Annotated in this window: 19 protein-coding genes and 2 riboswitches; of the genes, 8 read left to right on the top strand and 11 right to left on the bottom strand. The window is 70.9% G+C overall.

From position 1 onward, the window contains the following. Positions 1-59: 59 nt before the first annotated feature. Positions 60-142: riboswitch (ZMP/ZTP riboswitch) on the top strand. A 34-nt stretch (positions 143-176) separates the two neighbouring features. Continuing rightward, complete coding sequence (gene glyA / locus ACFWCK_RS01570) at positions 177-1,451, top strand: serine hydroxymethyltransferase (protein ID WP_233312900.1); 1,275 nt, start codon at positions 177-179, stop codon at positions 1,449-1,451. Beyond that, the gene (locus ACFWCK_RS01565; protein WP_233312899.1) at positions 1,448-2,329 is read left to right on the top strand and encodes a bifunctional methylenetetrahydrofolate dehydrogenase/methenyltetrahydrofolate cyclohydrolase; all 882 of its coding nucleotides are present in this window, start codon (positions 1,448-1,450) and stop codon (positions 2,327-2,329) included. Before glyA ends, ACFWCK_RS01565 begins: the two co-directional genes overlap by 4 nt. An 87-nt stretch (positions 2,330-2,416) precedes the next feature. Here the strand turns inward: ACFWCK_RS01565 and ACFWCK_RS01560 are convergent, their stop codons facing one another. Next, positions 2,417-2,956 carry a hypothetical protein gene (locus tag ACFWCK_RS01560; RefSeq protein ID WP_233312898.1) on the bottom strand — a complete coding sequence of 180 codons (540 nt, stop codon included), beginning with the start codon at positions 2,954-2,956 and terminating at the stop codon, positions 2,417-2,419. 123 nt (positions 2,957-3,079) lie between these two features. Between ACFWCK_RS01560 and ACFWCK_RS01555 the strand changes: the two genes are divergently transcribed. Further along, positions 3,080-4,423 (top strand): anaerobic C4-dicarboxylate transporter, encoded by a 1,344-nt coding sequence (locus tag ACFWCK_RS01555; RefSeq protein WP_378804224.1) that lies wholly within the window; start codon positions 3,080-3,082, stop codon positions 4,421-4,423. 25 nt (positions 4,424-4,448) lie between these two features. On the opposite strand, the gene ACFWCK_RS01550 is transcribed toward ACFWCK_RS01555, so the two are convergent. Next, a complete protein-coding gene (locus tag ACFWCK_RS01550; protein ID WP_378804223.1) occupies positions 4,449-5,537 on the bottom strand; it encodes an N-formylglutamate amidohydrolase in 1,089 nt (362 codons plus the stop codon). A gap of 67 nt (positions 5,538-5,604) precedes the next feature. Continuing rightward, positions 5,605-6,192: a TetR/AcrR family transcriptional regulator gene (locus tag ACFWCK_RS01545; RefSeq protein WP_378804222.1), complete on the bottom strand. Its 588-nt coding sequence runs from the start codon at positions 6,190-6,192 to the stop codon at positions 5,605-5,607. Between the two features lie 66 nt (positions 6,193-6,258). On the opposite strand from ACFWCK_RS01545, the gene ACFWCK_RS01540 reads away from it, so the two are divergent. Then, positions 6,259-6,735, top strand: coding sequence for a DUF4188 domain-containing protein (locus tag ACFWCK_RS01540; RefSeq protein ID WP_233312894.1), 477 nt, complete (start codon positions 6,259-6,261; stop codon positions 6,733-6,735). A 47-nt stretch (positions 6,736-6,782) separates the two neighbouring features. Here the strand turns inward: ACFWCK_RS01540 and ACFWCK_RS01535 are convergent, their stop codons facing one another. Next, complete coding sequence (locus ACFWCK_RS01535) at positions 6,783-7,985, bottom strand: HupE/UreJ family protein (RefSeq protein WP_378804221.1); 1,203 nt, start codon at positions 7,983-7,985, stop codon at positions 6,783-6,785. Positions 7,986-8,010: 25 nt separating this feature from the next. Continuing rightward, positions 8,011-8,742: a DUF6882 domain-containing protein gene (locus tag ACFWCK_RS01530; protein WP_378804220.1), complete on the bottom strand. Its 732-nt coding sequence runs from the start codon at positions 8,740-8,742 to the stop codon at positions 8,011-8,013. A 92-nt stretch (positions 8,743-8,834) separates the two neighbouring features. Then, positions 8,835-8,934, top strand: a riboswitch (TPP riboswitch). On the opposite strand from ACFWCK_RS01530, the gene thiO reads away from it, so the two are divergent. The 4 genes from thiO (at position 8,929) to ACFWCK_RS01510 (ending at position 12,526) form a co-directional block, all read left to right on the top strand. After that, positions 8,929-10,116 (top strand): glycine oxidase ThiO, encoded by a 1,188-nt coding sequence (thiO, locus tag ACFWCK_RS01525; RefSeq protein WP_378804219.1) that lies wholly within the window; start codon positions 8,929-8,931, stop codon positions 10,114-10,116. It overlaps the preceding riboswitch by 6 nt. Before the next feature lie 123 nt (positions 10,117-10,239). Then, positions 10,240-10,497 carry a sulfur carrier protein ThiS gene (gene thiS / locus ACFWCK_RS01520; protein ID WP_378804218.1) on the top strand — a complete coding sequence of 86 codons (258 nt, stop codon included), beginning with the start codon at positions 10,240-10,242 and terminating at the stop codon, positions 10,495-10,497. A gap of 5 nt (positions 10,498-10,502) precedes the next feature. Continuing rightward, positions 10,503-11,339 (top strand): thiazole synthase, encoded by an 837-nt coding sequence (locus ACFWCK_RS01515; RefSeq protein ID WP_378804217.1) that lies wholly within the window; start codon positions 10,503-10,505, stop codon positions 11,337-11,339. Continuing rightward, the gene (locus ACFWCK_RS01510; protein ID WP_378804216.1) at positions 11,336-12,526 is read left to right on the top strand and encodes a ThiF family adenylyltransferase; all 1,191 of its coding nucleotides are present in this window, start codon (positions 11,336-11,338) and stop codon (positions 12,524-12,526) included. Before ACFWCK_RS01515 ends, ACFWCK_RS01510 begins: the two co-directional genes overlap by 4 nt. 27 nt (positions 12,527-12,553) lie before the next feature. Here ACFWCK_RS01510 and ACFWCK_RS01505 read toward each other — a convergent pair whose 3' ends face one another. From ACFWCK_RS01505 to hpaE, 6 genes are all read right to left on the bottom strand, one after another. Then, entirely contained in the window at positions 12,554-13,777 is a 1,224-nt protein-coding gene (locus ACFWCK_RS01505; RefSeq protein ID WP_378804215.1) for an MFS transporter, read from the bottom strand. A 117-nt stretch (positions 13,778-13,894) separates the two neighbouring features. After that, on the bottom strand, positions 13,895-14,872 hold the full coding sequence (locus ACFWCK_RS01500; protein ID WP_378804214.1) for a DUF559 domain-containing protein: 978 nt from the start codon (positions 14,870-14,872) through the stop codon (positions 13,895-13,897). A 150-nt stretch (positions 14,873-15,022) separates the two neighbouring features. Then, positions 15,023-15,826, bottom strand: coding sequence for an HpcH/HpaI aldolase/citrate lyase family protein (locus ACFWCK_RS01495; protein WP_378804213.1), 804 nt, complete (start codon positions 15,824-15,826; stop codon positions 15,023-15,025). Further along, positions 15,811-16,596, bottom strand: a complete 786-nt coding sequence (locus tag ACFWCK_RS01490; protein ID WP_233312884.1) for a 2-keto-4-pentenoate hydratase — start codon at positions 16,594-16,596, stop codon at positions 15,811-15,813. The genes ACFWCK_RS01495 and ACFWCK_RS01490 overlap by 16 nt, the downstream gene beginning before the upstream one ends. Before the next feature lie 138 nt (positions 16,597-16,734). Further along, on the bottom strand, positions 16,735-17,898 hold the full coding sequence (gene hpaD, locus ACFWCK_RS01485) for a 3,4-dihydroxyphenylacetate 2,3-dioxygenase (RefSeq protein WP_378804212.1): 1,164 nt from the start codon (positions 17,896-17,898) through the stop codon (positions 16,735-16,737). Between the two features lie 129 nt (positions 17,899-18,027). After that, on the bottom strand, positions 18,028-19,566 hold the full coding sequence (hpaE, locus tag ACFWCK_RS01480; RefSeq protein ID WP_378804211.1) for a 5-carboxymethyl-2-hydroxymuconate semialdehyde dehydrogenase: 1,539 nt from the start codon (positions 19,564-19,566) through the stop codon (positions 18,028-18,030). Between the last annotated feature and the right edge of the window lie 44 nt (positions 19,567-19,610).

Raw genomic sequence — 19,610 nt, 5'->3', positions numbered from 1 at the left:
GCACCGCGCCGACGGTCGGTCGTCACCGCCCTCCGGATCCTCATCGCGATCCGGTAGGCTCGTCCTGTCGCGACTGGCGTCTGGGTGGGTCACCACCGGGGAGCGACCGTCATGGATTCGACCGCGCGCCTGGGCCGATGAGCACCCTTCTCTTCGCTATGTCAAAGGAGCACGCCATGACCGACCGTTTCTTCAACGCGCCTCTCTCCGAGGTCGACCCCGAGATCGCCCAGGTCCTCGACCGGGAGCTCAAGCGCCAGCAGACCTTCCTCGAGATGATCGCCTCGGAGAACTTCGTCCCGGTCTCGGTCCTGCAGTCGCAGGGATCCGTCCTGACCAACAAGTACGCCGAGGGCTACCCCGGCCGCCGCTACTACGGCGGCTGCGAGGAGGTCGACGTCGCCGAGGAGCTCGCGATCGCCCGCGCGAAGGAGCTGTTCGGCGCCGAGTTCGCCAATGTCCAGCCGCACTCCGGCGCCACCGCGAACGCCGCGGTGCTGCACGCCATCGCCCGCCCCGGCGACACCCTGCTCGGTCTGTCGCTCGACCAGGGCGGCCACCTCACGCACGGCATGAAGATCAACTTCTCCGGGCGGCTCTACGACATCGTCGCCTACGGCGTGAACCCCGAGACCTCGACCATCGACATGGACGAGGTGCGCCGCCTCGCCATCGAGCACAAGCCGAAGGTCATCATCGCCGGTTGGTCCGCCTACCCGCGCACCCTCGACTTCGCCGCCTTCCGCGAGATCGCCGACGAGGTGGGCGCGCTGCTCTGGGTCGACATGGCGCACTTCGCCGGACTCGTCGCCGCGGGCCTGCACCCGAACCCGGTGCCGCACGCACACGTCGTCTCCTCGACCGTGCACAAGACCATCGGCGGCCCCCGCTCCGGCTTCATCCTGACGAACGACGCGGAGATCGCGAAGAAGATCAACTCCGCGGTCTTCCCGGGCCAGCAGGGCGGCCCGCTCATGCACGTGATCGCCGCCAAGGCGACCGCCTTCAAGATCGCGGGCACCCCGGAGTTCAAGGAGCGCCAGGAGCGGGTGCTGCGCGGCGCCGCGCTCATCGCCGACCGTCTCTCGCAGCAGGACGTCACCGATGCGGGCATCGCGGTCCGCTCCGGTGGCACCGATGTGCACCTCGTGCTCGTCGACCTGCGTGACGCCGAGATCGACGGCAAGCAGGCCGAAGACCTGCTGCACGACATCCACATCACGGTGAACCGCAACGCCGTCCCGAACGACCCGCGTCCGCCGATGGTCACCTCCGGCCTGCGCATCGGCACGCCCGCGCTCGCGACGCGCGGATTCGGAGACGCCGAGTTCACCGAGGTGGCGGACGTCATCGCCCTCGCGCTGCAGCCCGGCGCCGACGTGGAGGCGCTGCGCGCCCGCGTGGACGCGCTCGCGGCCGCGTTCCCGCTCTACCCGGACCTCGTGCAGTGACGGCTCGGATCCTCGACGGCAAGGCGGCCGCGGCCGAGATCAAGGCGGAGCTCGCCGAGCGCGTCGCCGCGCTGAGGGAGAAGGGCATCGTCCCCGGCATCGCCACGGTGCTGGTCGGAGCCGACCCGGCGTCGCAGCTGTACGTCGGCATGAAGCACCGGCAGTCCGAGGCGATCGGGATGAACTCGATCCAGCGCGAGCTGCCGGCCGACGCCACGCAGGCCGAGGTCGAGGCCGTGATCGATGAGCTCAACGCGGATCCGGCCTGCCACGGCTACATCGTGCAGCTGCCCCTGCCGAAGCACCTCGACACCGACGCGATCCTCGAGCGGATCGACCCGGCCAAGGATGCCGACGGACTGCACCCGACGAACCTCGGCCGGCTCGTGCTCAACGTGAACGCACCGATCCGCACGCCGCTGCCGTGCACGCCGCGCGGAGTGATCGAGCTGCTGCTGCGCAACGACTACGACCTCAAGGGCAAGCACGTGGTCGTGGTGGGCCGCGGAGTCACGATCGGTCGCCCGATGGGCCTGCTGCTCACGCGGCGCGACATCAACGCCACCGTCACGCAGGTGCACACGGGGACGCCCGACATGTCGCCGTACCTGCGCGAGGCCGACGTGATCGTCGCCGGTGCCGGGGTCAAGCACCTCATCACCGCCGATGTCGTCAAGCCCGGCGCCGCGGTGCTGGACGTGGGCGTGACGCGCGAGGACGACCCGGAGACCGGCAAGAGCAAAGTCTACGGCGACGTGGATCCGGCGGTCGCCGAGGTCGCCGGGTGGATCTCGCCGAACCCCGGGGGCGTCGGCCCGATGACGGTCGCCCTGCTCATGACGAACGTGGTCGAGGCCGCGGAGCGCGCCGCCGCCTGAGCGCGGCGACGCACACGCACCGACCAACGACGGGCGGATCCGACACTGGTCGGATCCGCCCGTTCCGTCTGCGGGCAGCGGGCGGGCTCAGCCGAGCTCGTCGAGCATGCGACGCTGCTCGGGCGTGAGACCGTCCTTGAGCTCCTCGCGCCCGGCGGCGGTCGCCTGAGACGACGCGACGGACCCGGCCGCAGGCGTGTCGCGCGCGGATCCGGCCCGGGATCCGGAGATCTTCGCTCCTGCTGCGTCGTAGAGCTCGCCGGCCTTGCGGGTGAGTGCGTCGTCGACCTGGTCGTAGATCACCCAGCCGATGAGCAGGATCACCGGCGGGAGGATCCAGCCCCAGAGGTTCCCCGCGCGCACGCCGCTCAGCCAGACCGTGAGCGCCCAGATGAGGAACTCGACCACGAACACGGCGAGGTACTGCACGAACTTGGTGCCGCCGGCGGACATCGACGATGCAGCCCTCTTCAGCAGCGGCTTGAGGAACAGCGTCGCCAGGGTCAGGATCACCGAGGCCCACAGCGCGTGCAGGCCGACCCGCGCCGGCGTGAGCCAGCCGATCACCAGCAGCACGACCACGTTGAAGACGTAGAGCGACGCGAACCGCACGATCAGATTCCTCATGCATCCAGACTGTCACGGGACACGGCAGGCGGGTAGGGGCGCCGCGCCTGGTCGCGGGCGAGGGTGCGCGGCGCGGCGGCGACCAATATGCTGGCCGCGTCCGCGACCTTCGAGGAGACGCACATGCAGATCGCCCTGTTCATCGCCGAACTGATCGTCGTTCTGGGCTGCATCGTGATGGGCACGCGCTCCAGCGGCGTGGGCCTGGGCCTGTGGGGAGGCGCGGGGGTCGCGATCCTGGTGTTCGTGTTCCGGGTCGCTCCCGGCTCGCCGCCCGTCGACGCGCTCCTCATCGTGCTCTCGGTCGTGCTCGCCTCCTCGATGATGCAGTCCGCCGGCGGCATCGACTGGATGGTGTCGGTCGCGGCGAAGCTCATCGCGCGCAACCCGAAGCAGATCACGCTCGTCGCACCGCTGATCTCGTTCCTGTTCTCGGTCGGCGCGGGGACGTCGAACATCCTGTACCCGCTGCTGCCCGTGATCCAGGACCTCTCGTACCGCAACGGCATCAGGCCGTCCCGTCCGCTGTCGCTGTCCGTCGTCGCGACCGGTATCGCGCTCGCGTGCAGCCCGGTCTCGGCCGCGATGGCCGCGATGGTGACCCTCACCGACGTGGCGCCCTGGAACTTCGAGCTCATCGACATCCTCAAGGTGACGATCCCGGCCGCCGTCGTCGGCATCGTGGTGTCGAGCTTCGTCGTGAACCGGCTCGGCAAGGAGCTCGCCGACGACCCGGAGGTGCAGGCGAGGATCGCCCGCGGCGAGCTGGCGCCTCCGCGGACCGGCGCTGCCGAGGTCAAGGCGGACGTGACCGTGACCGCCGCGGGACGCAATGCGGCGATCATCTTCCTGCTCGGCGTCGCCGTGATCGTGCTGTTCGGGCTCTTCAAGGCGCTCCGGCCGCTCGACGCCGCCGGAGACCCGGTGAGCATGACCCCGATCATCGAGATCGTGATGTTCGTCGCAGGAACGGTGATCCTGCTCGTCTCGCGGCCCAAGGTCGGAGAGATCCCGACGATGTCCGTGTTCAAGGCCGGCATGGTCTCGGCGATCGCGCTGTTCGGCCTCGCCTGGCTCACGGACACCTTCCTCGGCGCGCACGCGAAGCTCATCTCCGAGGGCGTCGGCGGACTCGTCACCGCGGCCCCGTGGATCTTCGCGCTCGGCGTCTTCCTGGTCTGCGTGCTCACCACCAGCCAGTCCACGGCCACCCGCACGATCGTGCCGATCGGCCTCGCGGCGGGGATCCCGCTCGGGCTGCTCTCGGGCATGTGGGCGGGCGCGTTCGCGGGGATCTACCTGCTGCCGACGAACGGATCGCAGATCGCCGCGGCGAACTTCGACACCTCGGGCACGACGAAGCTCGGCACGAAGCTCGTGGACCACTCCTTCTTCGCACCCACGCTGATCCTGGCCGTCACGACCATCGCGTTCGGCGCCCTGTTCGGCGTGCTCTGGGGCGGGTGAGCCGTGTCGGTGGGGCGCACGTCGATCAGCGGGCGCGGTAGAGATCCCAGGAGCGCCGGCATGCTGCGGCGATGCGGTCGACCTGAGCGGGATCCTCGGTGATCCACTCGGTGCCGGGCCGGTGCAGCTCGCCGTTCGCCGCGTCGCCGAGGAGGAACTCGCGGAGGAACTCGGCCTGCACGGCGTCGAACTGCGCGCCGGATGCGGCCGCCTCGTCCGCGACCGCCCTGAACCGCGCACCGGCGGCGAGGATCTCCTGGCTGCCGAGGTAGGGCTGATTCAACGCCACGTCGTCGGGGTCGGCGACAGCGAAGCCGGTGCGATGGGCCTCGGCGAGGGCCCGCAGACGCGCGGGATCCATGGTCGGGGGATCGACCGGGTCCCGTTCCTCGCCGCGGGCGTCGCCCCGGTTCGAGAGCGCCACGATGCGTGGCAGCCGGTCCTTCTCGGCGCGAGGGACGTCGACGGCTCCGTCCCTCGTCGTCGTGGTGTTCATGGTGTCGTGGAAGGACAGACGGGTGAACGAGCCCCCGGTGCGCAGGCGCTCGGCGACGATCCGCTCGGTGAGTTCATCCCTGGTGCGTTCGTACACACCGAGGCCGCGTTCGGCTACCTCGACGAACGTGTCGACGAGGCGGTGCAGACCGGCGTCGGTGCCGGGCACCTCGATGATCGGGAAGAACGAGAACGTGACGGGGCGGATCGCGTCCACCCCGGTGAGATCCACCTTCTGCCAGGGCCCGGCGGTGCGCACGCGTTCGATCGCCGTCGTCAGATCGGCGGCGACGTCCGCAGGCCTGGCCCGGTTGGGGTCGCGCACGAGCCGGGGATGCGGGTTGATCACGGCGACGACCCGAGGATCCTGAGCTGCCCAGTGTCGCACGATCGCCGCCGTCGCGACGTCGGTGAAGTCGTACTGCAGCCGCCGCGTGAGCGCGGGGGAGAGGAATTCGGCGAGCTCCTCGGGGATGGCGGCCCCGGCATGCGGGCAGCTGACGAGCACATCGGCGTCCTGGAGCGCCTGGTCGAGGGAACGGCGCTGCGGATCCGCGTAGACGACGATGTCCTCGACGGTGAACGTGCGGCCGGCGGGGATCAGATCCAGGGCGCTCATGCGGCTCATGCTACCCAGCCGCGGAGTGCCCGCGGTGAGCCCGACCGCGTGCAGAGCGCCGGCACGCTCAGCGCCCGGGATGCACCGCGGCGATCGCGTCGAGGACCGTCTCGTAGACGGCTTCGGCATCGATCCAGGGCGGGGCGACCCCGGCGAGCTCGAGGCTCACCGCGCCATGCACCTGCGCCCACACGGACAGCGTGCTGCGCAGGTCGACGCCCTCATCGACCCGGTCCGCGCCGGTGAGAGTGCGGGCGAGGGGGAGGAGGGCGTCCAGCTCCGGATCGGACTCCGGATCACCGTGGCCTCCGGTGGCGCCGTGGGGCGCCCCGGCGATCGCGCCGCTGAACATGAGCCGGTAACGGTCGGGGTGCTGCAGCGCCCATGCACGATACGCCTCGCCGAGAGCGCGCAGCCCCCCTGTTTCCGCCTCGCGCTGAGCGCGGGCGAAGGACGCGAACGAGTCAGCGACCACGGCGGAGATGAGATCCGCCTTGCTGCCGAACAGCGAGTAGACGGCGGATGTCGAGGTGTCGGCGCCGAGTGACACCTCGCGCACGGAGAAGCGCTCAGGGCCATCCCGGTCGATCATCGTCGAGGCGACCTCGATGAGCCGGGAACGCAGGTTCGCATCGTGCGTGATGGGTCTTGCCATGAGGCCGACTCTATCGTAACGTCGTTCTGTAACAATGTTCTATAACGACGTTCGGAAGGAATGGCGATGAGTGCGAAGGTCTTTCCCGGCCGGTACACGGCGGCCGTGGACCGCAGCGACATCACGGTGTTCGTCATCGGGATGCGGGCGAACAAGTGGTGGCAGCTGGGTCGTGTGCAGCGCGTGGCGCGGCAGATGCCGAAGATGCTGCGCCATCTCGCGCAGCACCCGGAGGCGGGCATGCTCGGCTGCGAGAGCTGGCTGGGTCGTACGACGATCCTGCTCTCGTACTGGGAGAGCCCGGAGCATCTGCAGCGCTTCGCGGCGGATCGGGACGCGCCGCACCTGCAGCCGTGGCGCGACTTCATGCGGACCCTGCTCGGATCCGGCAGCGTCGGCGTCTGGCACGAGACCTACCAGGTGCCCGCGGGGGAGATGGAGGCGATCTACGCCGACATGCCGCTGTTCGGCCTCGCCGCGGCCACGGCGCATGAACCCGTGGGCGCAGGTCGGAACACGGCACGCCAGCGGCTCGGCCGCTGAGAGGGGTGCGGGCGACCACGCAGGCGTTCCCTGCGGCCGCCGGGGACTCAGGGCGTGCCGGGCAGACCCAGGATCCGCATCGCGAACCAGAGCAGTCCGAACAGGAGGACCACGGCGGTGACGACCACGCCCAGGACGGTCGCGATGCGGGGCATCCGACGGCGGAGCAGCAGAAGGGGCGGGAAGACCACCAGGATGATCGAGAGCTGCACCGCCTCGATCCCCAGATTGAAGACGAGCAGCGACCAGAGCAGCGTCCATGACCACGGCTCCTCGATCTTCAGCGCGGTCGCGAAGCCGAGCCCGTGGATGAGGCCGAAGCCGAACACGATCCCGAGGCGCAGGAGAGCGGCTCGTCGGGACGGTGGCGGCGCCGGCTCTCCGCGACGCCGCGTGGCTCGACGGAGCCGCTCCTCCCAGAGGTGCCAGCCCGCGACGGCCGCGATCGACAGCGCGATCGCGGGCTCGACCACGTTCGCGCCGATGTGCACGAGGCCCAGGGCGGCGAGCAGGAAGGTGATCGAGTGCGCGACCGTGAAGCAGGTCGCGAGCTCGACCACGTCCCGCAGACGCCGCGAGCTGATGATGAGCGCGAGGAGGAACAGGATGTGGTCGATCCCGGTCAGCAGGTGCTCGGCGCCGAGCAGGAAGAACTCGGCGAAACGCGCGGTCCAGGGCTGCGCCGTGGAGAACTGCGGATGCGCGGCGTCGAGGGCCGCGCTGCCGCTGCGGCCGTCGACCGCGTATGTCACGATCGTCTTGGAGTCGGTGACCATGCCTTCGGAGTCGGGGAAAAGGGCGCTCCGCACGACGAAGGCCCCGCCGTGCCCGGCACTGCACGCGTATCGGACCGCGAAGCGCGCGTAGTCGGTCGCGTCCCTCGCGTGGAAGACCGCGGCGCCGTCGGGGTGCGGCGCACAGGCCGAGCCGCCCTCGACCGTGACGGTGAATCGTTTCGTGGTGTAGGCGAGGATCGCCGCGGCGTGGCCGGCGAGCACCCGGTTCTCGCCGCCCGACTGGGGGTGCTCGATGGCGTCGGCGAAGAGCGCGGGGTCGTTCTGCGTCTTGGCGGCGGAGGCGCTCAGCAGTTCGTACTGGAGGTCGAACTCGACGCGCACATCGTTCGTGCCTGCCGAGGTCAGATCGGCATAGGCGACCGTGGTGACATGCCCCCAGGCGGGACCCGCGGACAGCAGCAGCGCGGCGACGGCGAGGGCCAGCGCGACCGCGGCGCGCGGAACCGAGCGCATCGGCGGTCGCTTCGGATCGCCCGGATCAGGCCTGAGGGACCTGCCCGAGCTGCGACTCGATGCCGGCGATGCGCGCGTACTCGTCGAAGCGGAACGTGGCGCTGCCGCTCGCGTCGCTGACGACCGCTGCGGAGTAGGCCTCGTCGGCCCACTGCATGCTCCAGCCGGCGAGCCGTGCCAGATCCCACACGGAGGAGCGCGCGTCGGAGAGCGTCAGTTCGGACAGGATCCGCGGCAGGGCGATGACGGCATCGGCGACCGTGAGCGGAGCGAGCGGCGCATCCAGCAGGAACACGGCCCGCGTGCCGCTGCCGACCGGGGCGGAGTAGTACGGCGAGCGTCCGGTGATCTCCTCGGCGATCGCGCCGACCTGATGCGCGGCGCCCGCGATCCACTCGTCCAGGTCCGCGTCGGCCTCGGTCGGGAACGGCAGCTCCGCGTTCGACAGCGCGTCGATCGAGTACGTCGTGCCGTAGTCGCGGAGGCCGGCGACGGACGGATCGGATCCCCCCTGCGGGTGCGCCCAGGCCCACATCAGCGAACGGGGCCCCGGGGCGATCGTGGCGACGAGCGATGCGCGCGCGACGAGCTGGCGGCTCGGATCGGTCTCGGACGTGAAGGTGAGGGTGCCCGCCGCGAGGTCGACGTCCCAGCGGTGCTCGCCCAGGGCGGCAGTCGCGGTGACCAGCTGGTCCTGGCGGAGGGCGGCGAAGAGCGCCGCGCGGTCGGCGAGGGGCGCGAGGGCGGGGAAGGTCATGCCCTCATCCTGCCGCGCAGGCCTATGAATGCGCCAGTCGCGCGGCCAGGAGCCGTCATCGGTGCACCGCTGTCGGCGCGACCCTCTAGGGTGGAGGGGTCCGCGGGAGCCCAGAGGGGCTGAGAGGGCCACGTGCCGACCGCCGAACCTGATACGGGTCATACCGTCGTAGGAAAGGGCACAGTCATGCGCATCATCGTCGTCGGCGCCGGGATCATCGGTCTCGCCAGCGCCTCCGAACTGCTTCGGCGCGGGCACGAGGTGACCGTGTTCGATCCCGACCCGGTTGCGGGGGCGAGCCGCGCCGCCGCCGGCATGCTCGCACCGACCACGGAGTTCGCCTGGGGGCAGGACGTCCTGCATCCGCTGCTGGCGGACGCGGCGGGGCGCTACCCCGCCTTCATCGCCGCCCTCGAGGGGCGCACGGGCCTCCGCACGGGCCACCGCCGCACCGCCACCCTGGCGCTCGGAGTCGACGCCGCCGATCGGGAGACCCTCGCCGAGCTCGCCGCACGGCGAGGCGCCGCGGTGCGGCGGATCACGGGGTCGCAGGCCAGGGAGCTCGAGCCAGCGCTCGCTCCCGCCGTCTCCGGCGGGCTGCTCGTCCCCGACGATCATCAGGTCGACCCGCGCCGGGTCGCTGCCGCGCTGCTCGCCGAGCTCGGATCCCGGGTGCGTCTGGAGGCGGTGGCCGCCGTCGAACGGGAGGCGGGATCCGAACGTGCGACCGGGGTTCGGACGGCCTCCGGCGAACGCGCGGACGCGGACGAGGTGCTCGTGGCCGCGGGTCTGGGCGCGACGCGCATCGACGGAGTGCCGCCGCTGCCGCTGCGCCCGGTGTGGGGCGACATCCTGCGCCTGCGCGTGCCGGACGGGATCCGGCCGCTGCTCACGCACACCGTCCGCGGACTGGTGCGCGGCTCCGCCGTGTACCTCGTGCCGCGGGAGGACGGAGAGCTCGTGCTCGGCGCCACCGTGCGCGAGGGCGGCGTGGAGGGCGTGCAGGCCGGAGGCGTCCTCGCCCTGCTGCGCGACGCGGAGCGGATCCTGCCCGGCGTCGCGGAATGCGAGATCGCGGAGGTGCTCGCCCGTGCTCGCCCCGGCAGCCCCGACGCCGTGCCGCTGCTCGGCCGCGTCGCGCCAGGACTGGTGGTCGCCACCGGGTTCGACCGGCACGGTGTGCTGCTGACGCCGCTGGCCGCCGAGCTCGGCGCGGACCTCATCGAGGGGCGGGGCGTCGCCCCCGCCGTCTCGGCCGCGATGGACCCGTTCCGCTTCGACGGCACCGGCGACGCCACCGCCGAAGGCACCGCCACCGGTACCGGCACCGGCGCTGCGTGCGCCACCGGCGCCCCGGCTCTCAGCGTCGCCTGAACGCCCGGTCCGCCGGGCCGCCCGCCGCTCGCTGCCTCGCGCGCTTCCTCGCCTCGCACCCCGGATCCCGGATCCCGCTTCCCGGCGCCCCCGCACCCCCTGTCCCCTGAAGAAAGGCCGATGATGACCGACACCCCCACCGCCCCCACGATCCGGCTGAACGGCGCCCGCCATGACGTCGCGGCCGGGTCGTCCCTGCTCGATCTGGTGGCGCAGCTCACCGGGCGCGAACTCCGCACCGACGGAACCCGGGTCGACGGCGGGCGCCTCGGCGTCGCTGCGGCGATCGCCGGCTCCGTCGTGCCTCGCGGCGGCTGGGCCCTGCGCACTCTCGCCGACGGCGACGAGATCGAGGTCGTAACCGCGGTGCAGGGCGGCTGAGCGTCATGACCGTGATCGACACGACTCCCGGGCATCCCGACGTCTCCGCGGAGGCGGATCCGTTCCTCGTCGCGGGGGAGCGGTTCTCCTCCCGCCTCATCATGGGGACGGGCGGGGCGACCAGCCTCGCGCTGCTGGAGCAGGCGCTGCTGGCCTCCGCCACCGAGATCACCACCGTCGCGATCCGCCGGTTCTCCCCGGACGGGCGCGACTCCGTGTTCGCTCTGCTCGAGCGGCTCGGCGTGCGCGTGCTGCCGAACACGGCCGGGTGCTACACCGCGCGCGACGCGGTGCTGACCGCGCAGCTGGCCCGCGACGCGCTCGAGACCGACTGGGTGAAGCTGGAGGTGATCGCCGACGAGGAGACCCTGCTGCCGGATCCGGTCGAGCTGTTCCGCGCCGCGGAGGAGCTCACCGCCGATGGCTTCCGCGTGTTCGCCTACACGAACGACGACCCCGCGCTCGCCCGCCGTCTGGAGGATGTCGGCGTCGCCGCGGTGATGCCGGCCGGATCGCCGATCGGCAGCGGCCTGGGCATACTGAACCCGCACAACATCGCGACGATCGTGGATCGCGCCGCGGTGCCGGTCGTGCTCGACGCCGGTGTCGGCACCGCCTCGGACGCTGCGCTGGCCATGGAGCTCGGCGTGGACGCGGTGCTGCTCGCGAGCGCCGTCACCCGCGCACACGACCCCGCGACGATGGCGAGGGCGATGCGTGCCGCCGTCGAGGCGGGGCGGCTGGCGAGCGCCGCGGGGCGGATCCCGAAGCGGCCGCTCGCGCTCGCCTCGTCCGGCGGCGAGGGACTCATCGCGCGCCGCCCGTCGGAGGAGGACCTGTGACGCGCAGCGCCGTCGCCGAGGTCGAGGCGATGAGACCGGCCGCGCTGCCGGCGCTCGTGGAGCCGGGCCCGGCGTTGCCGCCGGCGCGTGCCGCGCGCTTCGCCCGGCACATCGCCCTGCCGGGTGTCGGCGCGGCCGGTCAACGCCGTATCGCCGCCGCCCGGGTGCTGATGATCGGCGCCGGCGGACTGGGGGCGCCCGCGATCCAGTACCTCGCCGCGGCCGGCATCGGCCGGATCACCGTGGTCGACGACGACCGGGTGGAGCGCACGAACCTGCAGCGTCAGGTGCTGCACACCGAAGGCGATGTCGGCCGTCCCAAGGCCGAGTCGGCGCGCGACGCCGTAGCGGCCCGCGACGCCGCCCTGCATGTGGTGGCGAGGGTCGATCGGCTCGGTCCGGACAATGCGCTCGCGCTCTTCGCCGAGCACGACCTCGTGCTCGACGGCAGCGACAACTTCGCCACGCGGTACCTCTGCAGCGACGCCGCCGAGCTCACCGGCACCCCCGTGGTGTGGGGCGGCATCCTGCGTTTCGCCGGACAGCTCAGCGTGTTCTGGCCCGGCCGCGGGCCCATGCTCCGCGACCTCTTCCCCGAGCTCCCCGACGATGAGGCGCTGGACTGCGCGACCGGGGGCGTGTTCGGCGCGCTCTGCGGCGTGATCGGATCGGCGATGGCGGTGGAGGTGCTCAAGCTCGTCTGCGGGATCGGGGAGCCGCTCGTGGGCCGGCTCGCCCGGTACGACGCGCTGACCGCGCGCTGGGACGAGCTGCGTTTCGACGTTGATCCGGACCGTCCGCCGGTGACCGGACTCGAGTCGATCGCGGACGCGTGTCGCGCCGCGGCGTCGGTGGGTCGCCCGGACGACATCTCCGCGGGGGAGGTGGCCGCGCGCCTGCGAGCCGGCACGGACGGACTCGTCGTGGTCGATGTGCGCACCTCCCAGGAGCGGGAGTCGGCGTCGATCCCCGGATCCGTGCATGTGCCGCTGGAGCGCATCCTGGCCGACGGCTGGCCCGTGCTCGCCGCGGAGCTGGGCGGGGCCGCCGTGGACGGACGGGACATCGTCCTCACCTGCCAGGCCGGGATCCGCTCGGCCCGCGCGATCGACGCGCTGCGCGCGAACGCGCCGGCGGGCACCCCGCTGCGCAACCTCACCGGCGGAATGAGCGCGTGGGCGCAGTGAGGCCGGGCGGGACGGGGCGTCGTTCGGTCAGGCCGCGGCGCCCTGCGCGCGTCCCATCCGCCAGATGCTCGGCACGACCATCGCAGCCAGCGCCACCACGGCGTAGACGATGGCGGCTCCCACCAGGAGCGATCCGACATCCATCCGCGCGATCAGCCAGCCGAACGCCAGGGTTCCGATCGGCATCGCCAGGAAGCTGCCCAGCATGTCGTAGCTCGACACGCGAGACAGCTTCTCGCCGGGGATCTGCTCCATCATCGTCACGTTCCAGCCGGTGCTGAACACCTCCACTCCCGCCCCGGCGATGAATGCCGTGATCATGAGCGGCAGCACGGCCGGGTGCACGCCGAGCAGGGCGAACGGCATGGCGAGGAGCGACATCCCGAGCATGCCCAGACGCAGCGGCCGCCGCAGCGGCAGCCAGAGCAGCACCAGGGTCATGACGATGACGCCCGCGCCCTCGGCCCCGACGACCCACCCCCAGCCGGTGATGCCCAGCAGCGGATCGTTCTTCGCGATGTACGGGCCGGCGACGCCCCACGCGCCCGCGTGGATCGCGTTGAGCACCATGAACGCCAGCACCACGATCCACAGCCACGGCCGGGACCAGAACTCGCGCCACCCGTCGTGCAGGTCGTGGAAGAGGCTCGTGCGCTCGCCGCGGACCGGCGGCGGAAGCTTCACCAGGGCGAGGAAGACGATCGCGAGGGCCCAGCCGACCGCCTGGAGCACCATCACCCAGGCAGGGCCGGCGAACGCGACCACCGCACCGGCGACGACCGGTCCGGCGATCGTGGTCGCCGCGCGCGCGAACGAGAGCAGGGCGTTGGCCTGCTGCAGATGCGCAGGCGTGGTGAGCTGCGGGATCAGCCCCTGCATCGCGGGCATGACGAAGGCTGCGGAGGCGCCGTTCACGGCGGCGAGGAGGGCCAGCAGCGGAACCGTTGCCGTGTGGGTGAAGAGAAGTGCGGCCGTCGTGCCGATGGAGAGGATGTCGACGACGTAGCTGGTCTGGATGACGAGCGCGCGCGGCAGGCGATCGGCGACGACGCCGCCGAACAGCAGGAACACGATATTGGCGAGGGTGAACGCGGTGAGCACGACCGAGAGCGACCCCGCGTCGTTCGCGATCCCGAGCACCGCGAACGCCAGCGCGATCGACGACATCGAGCCGGTGACCAGCGTGATCGTCCGGGCCAGGAAGAACCAGCGGAACCCGCGGTCCGTCAATGCTGCGATGCCTGCTCTCACTCGTCCCATCCTGGCAGGCGGGGCGGATCGCCCGGCGACCCCTCTCGTTCAAGGAGCAATGTTTGTTGCAGAATCGGGGGGTGTTAGGGGCAACAGCGCTCCTCGAAACGCTCGTGGTCATGCACCCAATGCCGCGCCGATCCGTCGGAGCAGCGTGGTCTCATCCTTCAGCAGAGCGGCGGTCACCTCGATCACCGTCCAACCGGCGGCCCGGAGAGCAGGTGCCCGCTCGACGTCCCTGCTCCACTGCGCCGAGTGCTGCAGACCGTGGTACTCGATCGCCACCTTCTGCGCGGGAAAGCTGAGATCCACACAGCCGAGGAAACGGCCGCTGTCATCGAAGGCGTCCTTGTTGAGCTCCGGTTCGGGAAGACCGGATGTCACGATCAGCCACCGCAGGTGCGACTCGCGCGCCGACCACGAATCCACTCGGATGAGATCGAGCGCCGCACGCAGTTTGGCGATTCCACGGCGTCGACCCGCATCCATGACCTCCCGCATCTCGTCAATCGTGGTGAGAGGTGCTTTGCCGACGTCACGGCGCCCGATGCCTGACTTCCACTCGCGGCAAAAGTAGTCGCCTGCGACCACGAGGTCGACAGTACGAAGCTCGGCACCGAGCGATACCCACGTCGCCGCGGGTGTGGCGACGTGGAATCCGTCATGCTCGCAGACAGCGGTCATGCTGAGCCGGGAGCGGTGTCGCTCGATTCCGGTCATCCGCGGGAGTGGCACGTGACCGCGTGCGCAGACATGCAGCCCGAGTTCCGTGGCTCCCGCGGGGTCGCCGTGCACATCCAGGACGAGCGGTAGTGGAGCCCCCCAGATCGCGGCTGCCGTCTGGTGGCTGAAGAAGTGCCCTGTGTGCATCCGAGGGGCGTAGTCCGCGGCCCGGGCGACGCGGATCTGACGCTGTCGTTCGTACGGGTCGGTGATCGCTTCGACCTCGGCCGTCTCCCCCTGGACGCGCACACCGGGGAACGGAGCCCGCAGGTCGGATCCCCGCAGCCGCCCGTGACTGACCCCGTACCGGCGCGCGAGCGCGACAGAGAACGTGGATCCGAGTTCATCGGGCAGGTCTTCATGTCGACGCATGCTCGACACTTTGCCTGCCCTGCTGGATCCCCGCCGGACTTATCCACAAGCGCGGATCTGGCCCTCGCGCTCAAGGAGCAATGTTTGTCCTGAATTCGCCCGGAGAGAGCGAACATTGCTCCTCGAACGCGAGCGGGAACCGGCGTCGTGTCAGTAGCTGGCGGTCGGCCCCGAGGAGGGAGCCGGGGCGAAGCGTGCGGTGAGGGCCTCCGAGGCGCGGGCGAGCAGAGCCACGTCGGCCCCGACCGCGACGAACGAGGCGCCGGCGGCGATGTAGGCATCGGCGGCGACCGGGTCGAACGCGTTCACGCCGACCGGCGTTCCTGCGGCCTTCACGGCCGTGAACACGTGCTCGACGGCGGCGACCACGTCGGGGTGCGTCTGCTGCCCGAGCAGCCCCATCGACGCGGACAGATCGGACGGGCCGACGAAGACGGCGTCCACGCCATCGACGGCGGCGATCTCGGCCGCCGCAGCGACCCCGGCCGTGGTCTCGATCTGCACGGTGACGGACACATGCTGCGCGGCCTCGAGGAGGTAGCCGTCCACGCGGTTCCAGCGGGCACTGCGGGCCAGGGCGGATCCGACGCCGCGGATGCCCGCGGGCGGGTACCGGGTCGCCGCCACCGCGGCGCGGGCCTCGGCGGCGGACGAGACCATGGGCACGATGAGGTTCTGCGCACCGAGGTCGAGCACCTGCTTGATCGTCACGGGGTCGTTCCACGGCACGCGCACGAGCGGCGTGATCGGGTAGGCGGCGACGGCCTGCAGCTGCACCTGGAGCGAGTCCAGGGTGTTGGCGGAGTGCTCACCGTCGATGAGCAGCCAGTCCAGCCCGGATCCGGCGGCGATCTCGGTCACGAGCGGGCTGCCCGTGCACGCCCACATGCCGATCAGGGCACGGTCGGCACCGGCCAGGTGCTCGCGGAAGGTCGGATTCAGACGAAGCGGCATTCGATCGTTCCCATCGGTCCGTAGTCGCACAGCACCTCGTCGCCGCGCGCCACCCACATCGGGCGCGTGAACGATCCTGCCAGGATGATCTCGCCCGCCTCCAGACGCGCGCCGTGCTGATGGAATTTGTTCGCCAGCCAGGCGACGCCCGTCGCCGGGTGACCGAGCACGCCGGCGGCGACGCCGGTCTCCTCGATCTCGCCGTTGCGCGACAGCACGCCCGGCACCCAGCGCAGGTCGATCTCGTCGGGGCGCTTGTGCACGGTCCCGAGCACCATCGCGCCGTAGGCGGCGTTGTCGCTGATGGTGTCGACAATCGTCCGGCCCTCGAGCTCGATGTGCGAGTTCAGCACCTCGAGCGCGGGCACGGCGTAGTCGATCGCGGCGAGAGCGTCCTCGAGCGTGCAGTCGGGGCCGGACAGCGGCTCCTTCAGCACGAACGCGAGCTCCACCTCGATGCGCACGTTCGAGAAGTGATCGACGGGGATCTCGGATCCGGATGCGTACACGGTGTCGTCGAACATCACGCCGTAGTCGGGCTCCGTGATGCCGGTGGCCTGCTGCATGGCCTTCGAAGTGAGGCCGATCTTGCGCCCCACGAGCCGTCGCCCGGCAGCGACCTGCGCGTCGCGCCAGACGCCCTGGATCGCGTACGAGTCCTCGACCGTCGCCTCGGGGTGACGTGCCGTGATGCGCGGGATCACGCCGTGCGTGCGGTCCGCCTCGGCCAGCTCGGCGGCGAGTGCGGTGAGGGTGGATTCGGGGAGCATGGGTCGGTCCTTTCCTGGAACGGGTCGTTGAGCGAGCACCGGCGGAGCCGGCGCGAGACGGAACGCGGTGATCTGCGAGTGCGCCGCGTTCCGTCTCGGTCGCTGCGCGTCCTCGCTCAACGACCCCGAATGGGCGGACTACAGCTGGTGGCCGAGCTTGTACTCGCCCTGCTTCCACTCCGGCATGGCCTCCTCGTCGGCGGGCCGGGTGTAGCTGAACCCGTCGGCGCCGATGGTGACGGCCATCTCGCTGGAGTCGGTGCGGGCGACGACCGGCTGCGGGTTGCCGTCCAGGTCGAGCACGAGCGACGCGTCGGTGTACCAGGACGGCACGACGGGGTTGCCCCACCAGTCGCGGCGCTGGTTGTCGTGCACGTCCCAGGTGATGACCGGGTTGTCGGGGTCGCCGGTGTAGTAATCCTGCGTGTAGACCTCGACGCGGTGGCCGTCGGGGTCGCGCAGGTACAGGTAGAACGCATTGCTCACGCCGTGGCGGCCGGGGCCGCGCTCGATCGCGTCGGAGCGGCGGAGCGCGCCGAGCTTGTCGCAGATGGCGAGGATGTTGTGCTTCTCGTGCGTGGCGAAGCACACGTGGTGCATGCGCGGGCCGTCGCCGCCGGTCATCGCGGTGTCGTGCACCGTGGGCTTGCGGCGCATCCAGGCGGCGTACACCGTGCCCTCCTCGTCCTGGATGTCCTCCGTGACGCGGAAGCCGAGGTCCTGCATGTACTTCACGGCGCGCGGCACGTCGGGGGTGACCTGGTTGAAGTGGTCCAGGCGCACGAGCTCGCCGGGGATGTGCAGGTCGTAGCGCCAGCTCATCCGCTCGACGTGGTCGGTCTGGTGGAAGAACTCGTAGGGGAAGCCGAGCGGATCCGTGACCCGCACCGAGTCGCCGATGCCCTTCACGAAGCCGGACGGGTTGCGGCGCACGTCGCAGCCGAGCTCGGTGTAGAACGCGACGGCGAGGTCGAGGTCCTCCGGCGTGCGCACCCGGTACGAGAACGCGGCGACCGCCGCGACCGGACCCTTGCGCAGGACGAGGTTGTGGTGGATGAACTCCTCGGTGGAGCGGAGGTAGATCGTCTCGTCGTCCTCCTCCGTCACGTACAGCCCGAGCACGTTGACGTAGAACACGCGCGAGGCGGCGAGGTCGGTGACGACGAGCTCCATGTAGGCGCAGCGCAGCACGTCCGGAGCGGGGGACGAGGGGGTCGGGATCGGGTGGTCGGTGGAGATGGGCGCCTCCTGGCTGGTGTAGAAGCCGGAGGAGGTGAGCGTCATGTCGGCGCGATTGGTCATGTCAGCGTCCTTGCTTTCAGGTGGTCGTTGAGCGAGCGAAGCGAGACGAAACGCCGTTTCCGGGGATCACCGCGTTTCGTCTCGGTCGGCTTCGCCGTCCTCGCTCAACGACCAGTGGTGGGTTCCGGGTCAGCGGGGATCCGGGTCGTCGAGGTCCTGCTCGGCCGGCGGCGCCTGCTTGCCGAACACGGGGTTGTGCGGGGCGCCGAGCGTGATGTGCACACTCTGCTGGTCGGTGTAGAAGTCGATCGAGCGGTAGCCGCCCTCGTGACCGAGGCCGGAGGCCTTCACACCGCCGAACGGGGTGCGCAGGTCCCGCACGTTGTTCGAGTTCAGCCAGACCATGCCCGCCTCGACGGCGCCGGCGAAGTTGTGCGCGCGCTTGAGGTCGTTGGTCCAGATGTATGCGGCGAGGCCGTAGCGCGTGTTGTTCGCGAGGGCGAGCGCCTCCTCGTCGGTGTCGAAGGGGGTGATCGCGACGACCGGTCCGAAGATCTCCTCCTGGAAGATCCGGGCCTCCGGGGCGACGTCGGCGAACACGGTCGGGGCGACGTAGTTGCCCGTCGGGAAGCCCTCGGGGCGTCCACCGCCGGCGACGAGGCGTCCCTCGCCCTTGCCGATCTCGACGTAGCTCATGACCTTCTCGTAGTGCTCCGGGTGCACCAGCGCGCCGACCTCGGTGGTCGGGTCGTGCGGCAGGCCGACCTTGACGCGCTTCGCCTGTGCGGCGTAGCGCTCCACGAACTCGTCGTAGACATCGCGCTGCACGAGGATGCGGGATCCGGCCGTGCAGCGCTCGCCGTTCAGCGAGAAGACGCCGAAGATGCAGGCGTCGATCGCGGTGTCGAGGTCGGCGTCGGCGAACACCACGGCGGGGCTCTTGCCGCCGAGCTCCATGGACAGGCCCTTCAGGAACGGCGCGGCGTTGCCGAAGATGATCTGGCCGGTGCGGCTCTCGCCGGTGAACGAGATGAGCGGCACGTCGGGGTGCTTGACGAGCGCGTCGCCGGCGTCTTCGCCGAGGCCGTTGACGAGGTTGAAGACGCCCTTCGGCAGCCCCGCCTCCTCGAAGATGCCCGCCCACAGGGACGCGGACAGCGGCGTGAACTCGGCGGGCTTCAGCACGACCGTGTTTCCGGTCGCGAGCGCGGGGCCGAGCTTCCACGACTCGAGCATGAACGGGGTGTTCCACGGCGTGATGAGGCCCGCGACGCCGATCGGCTTGCGGTTGACGTAGTTCATCTGCTTGCCGGGGACCTTGAAGGCGTCGTCGGCCTGAGCCACGATCAGGTCGGCGAAGAAGCGGAAGTTCTCTGCGGCGCGGCGGGCCTGGCCCAGCGCCTGCGTGATGGGAAGGCCCGAGTCGAAGGACTCCAGCTCGGCGAGGCGCGCGTCGCGGGACTCCACGATGTCGGCGATCCTGTGCAGCACGCGGGAGCGCTCGCGGGGGACCATGCGCGGCCAGGGGCCCTCGTCGAAGGCGCGCTTGGCGGCGGCGACGGCGCGCTCGATGTCGGCCTTCTTGCCGGCGGCGGCGTGCACGTAGGTCTCGTTGGTGACGGGGTTGAGCACCTCGAAGGTGTCGCCGTCGAGGGAGTCGACGAACTCGCCGTCGATGTAGTGCTGGATCTTCTCCGGCAGATCTGCCGGGGCGTAGGCGTCGGTCATCATCGTCCTTCCGGGGTGGTTCGGGGTGGCTTCGGGTGGTGCGG

The sequence above is a fragment of the Microbacterium sp. NPDC060117 genome, from assembly GCF_042729315.1.
Taxonomy (GTDB): Bacteria; Actinomycetota; Actinomycetes; order Actinomycetales; family Microbacteriaceae; genus Microbacterium.
The sequence above is the reverse complement of the archived record's forward strand: the minus strand, read 5'-3'. Positions and strand labels throughout refer to the sequence as shown.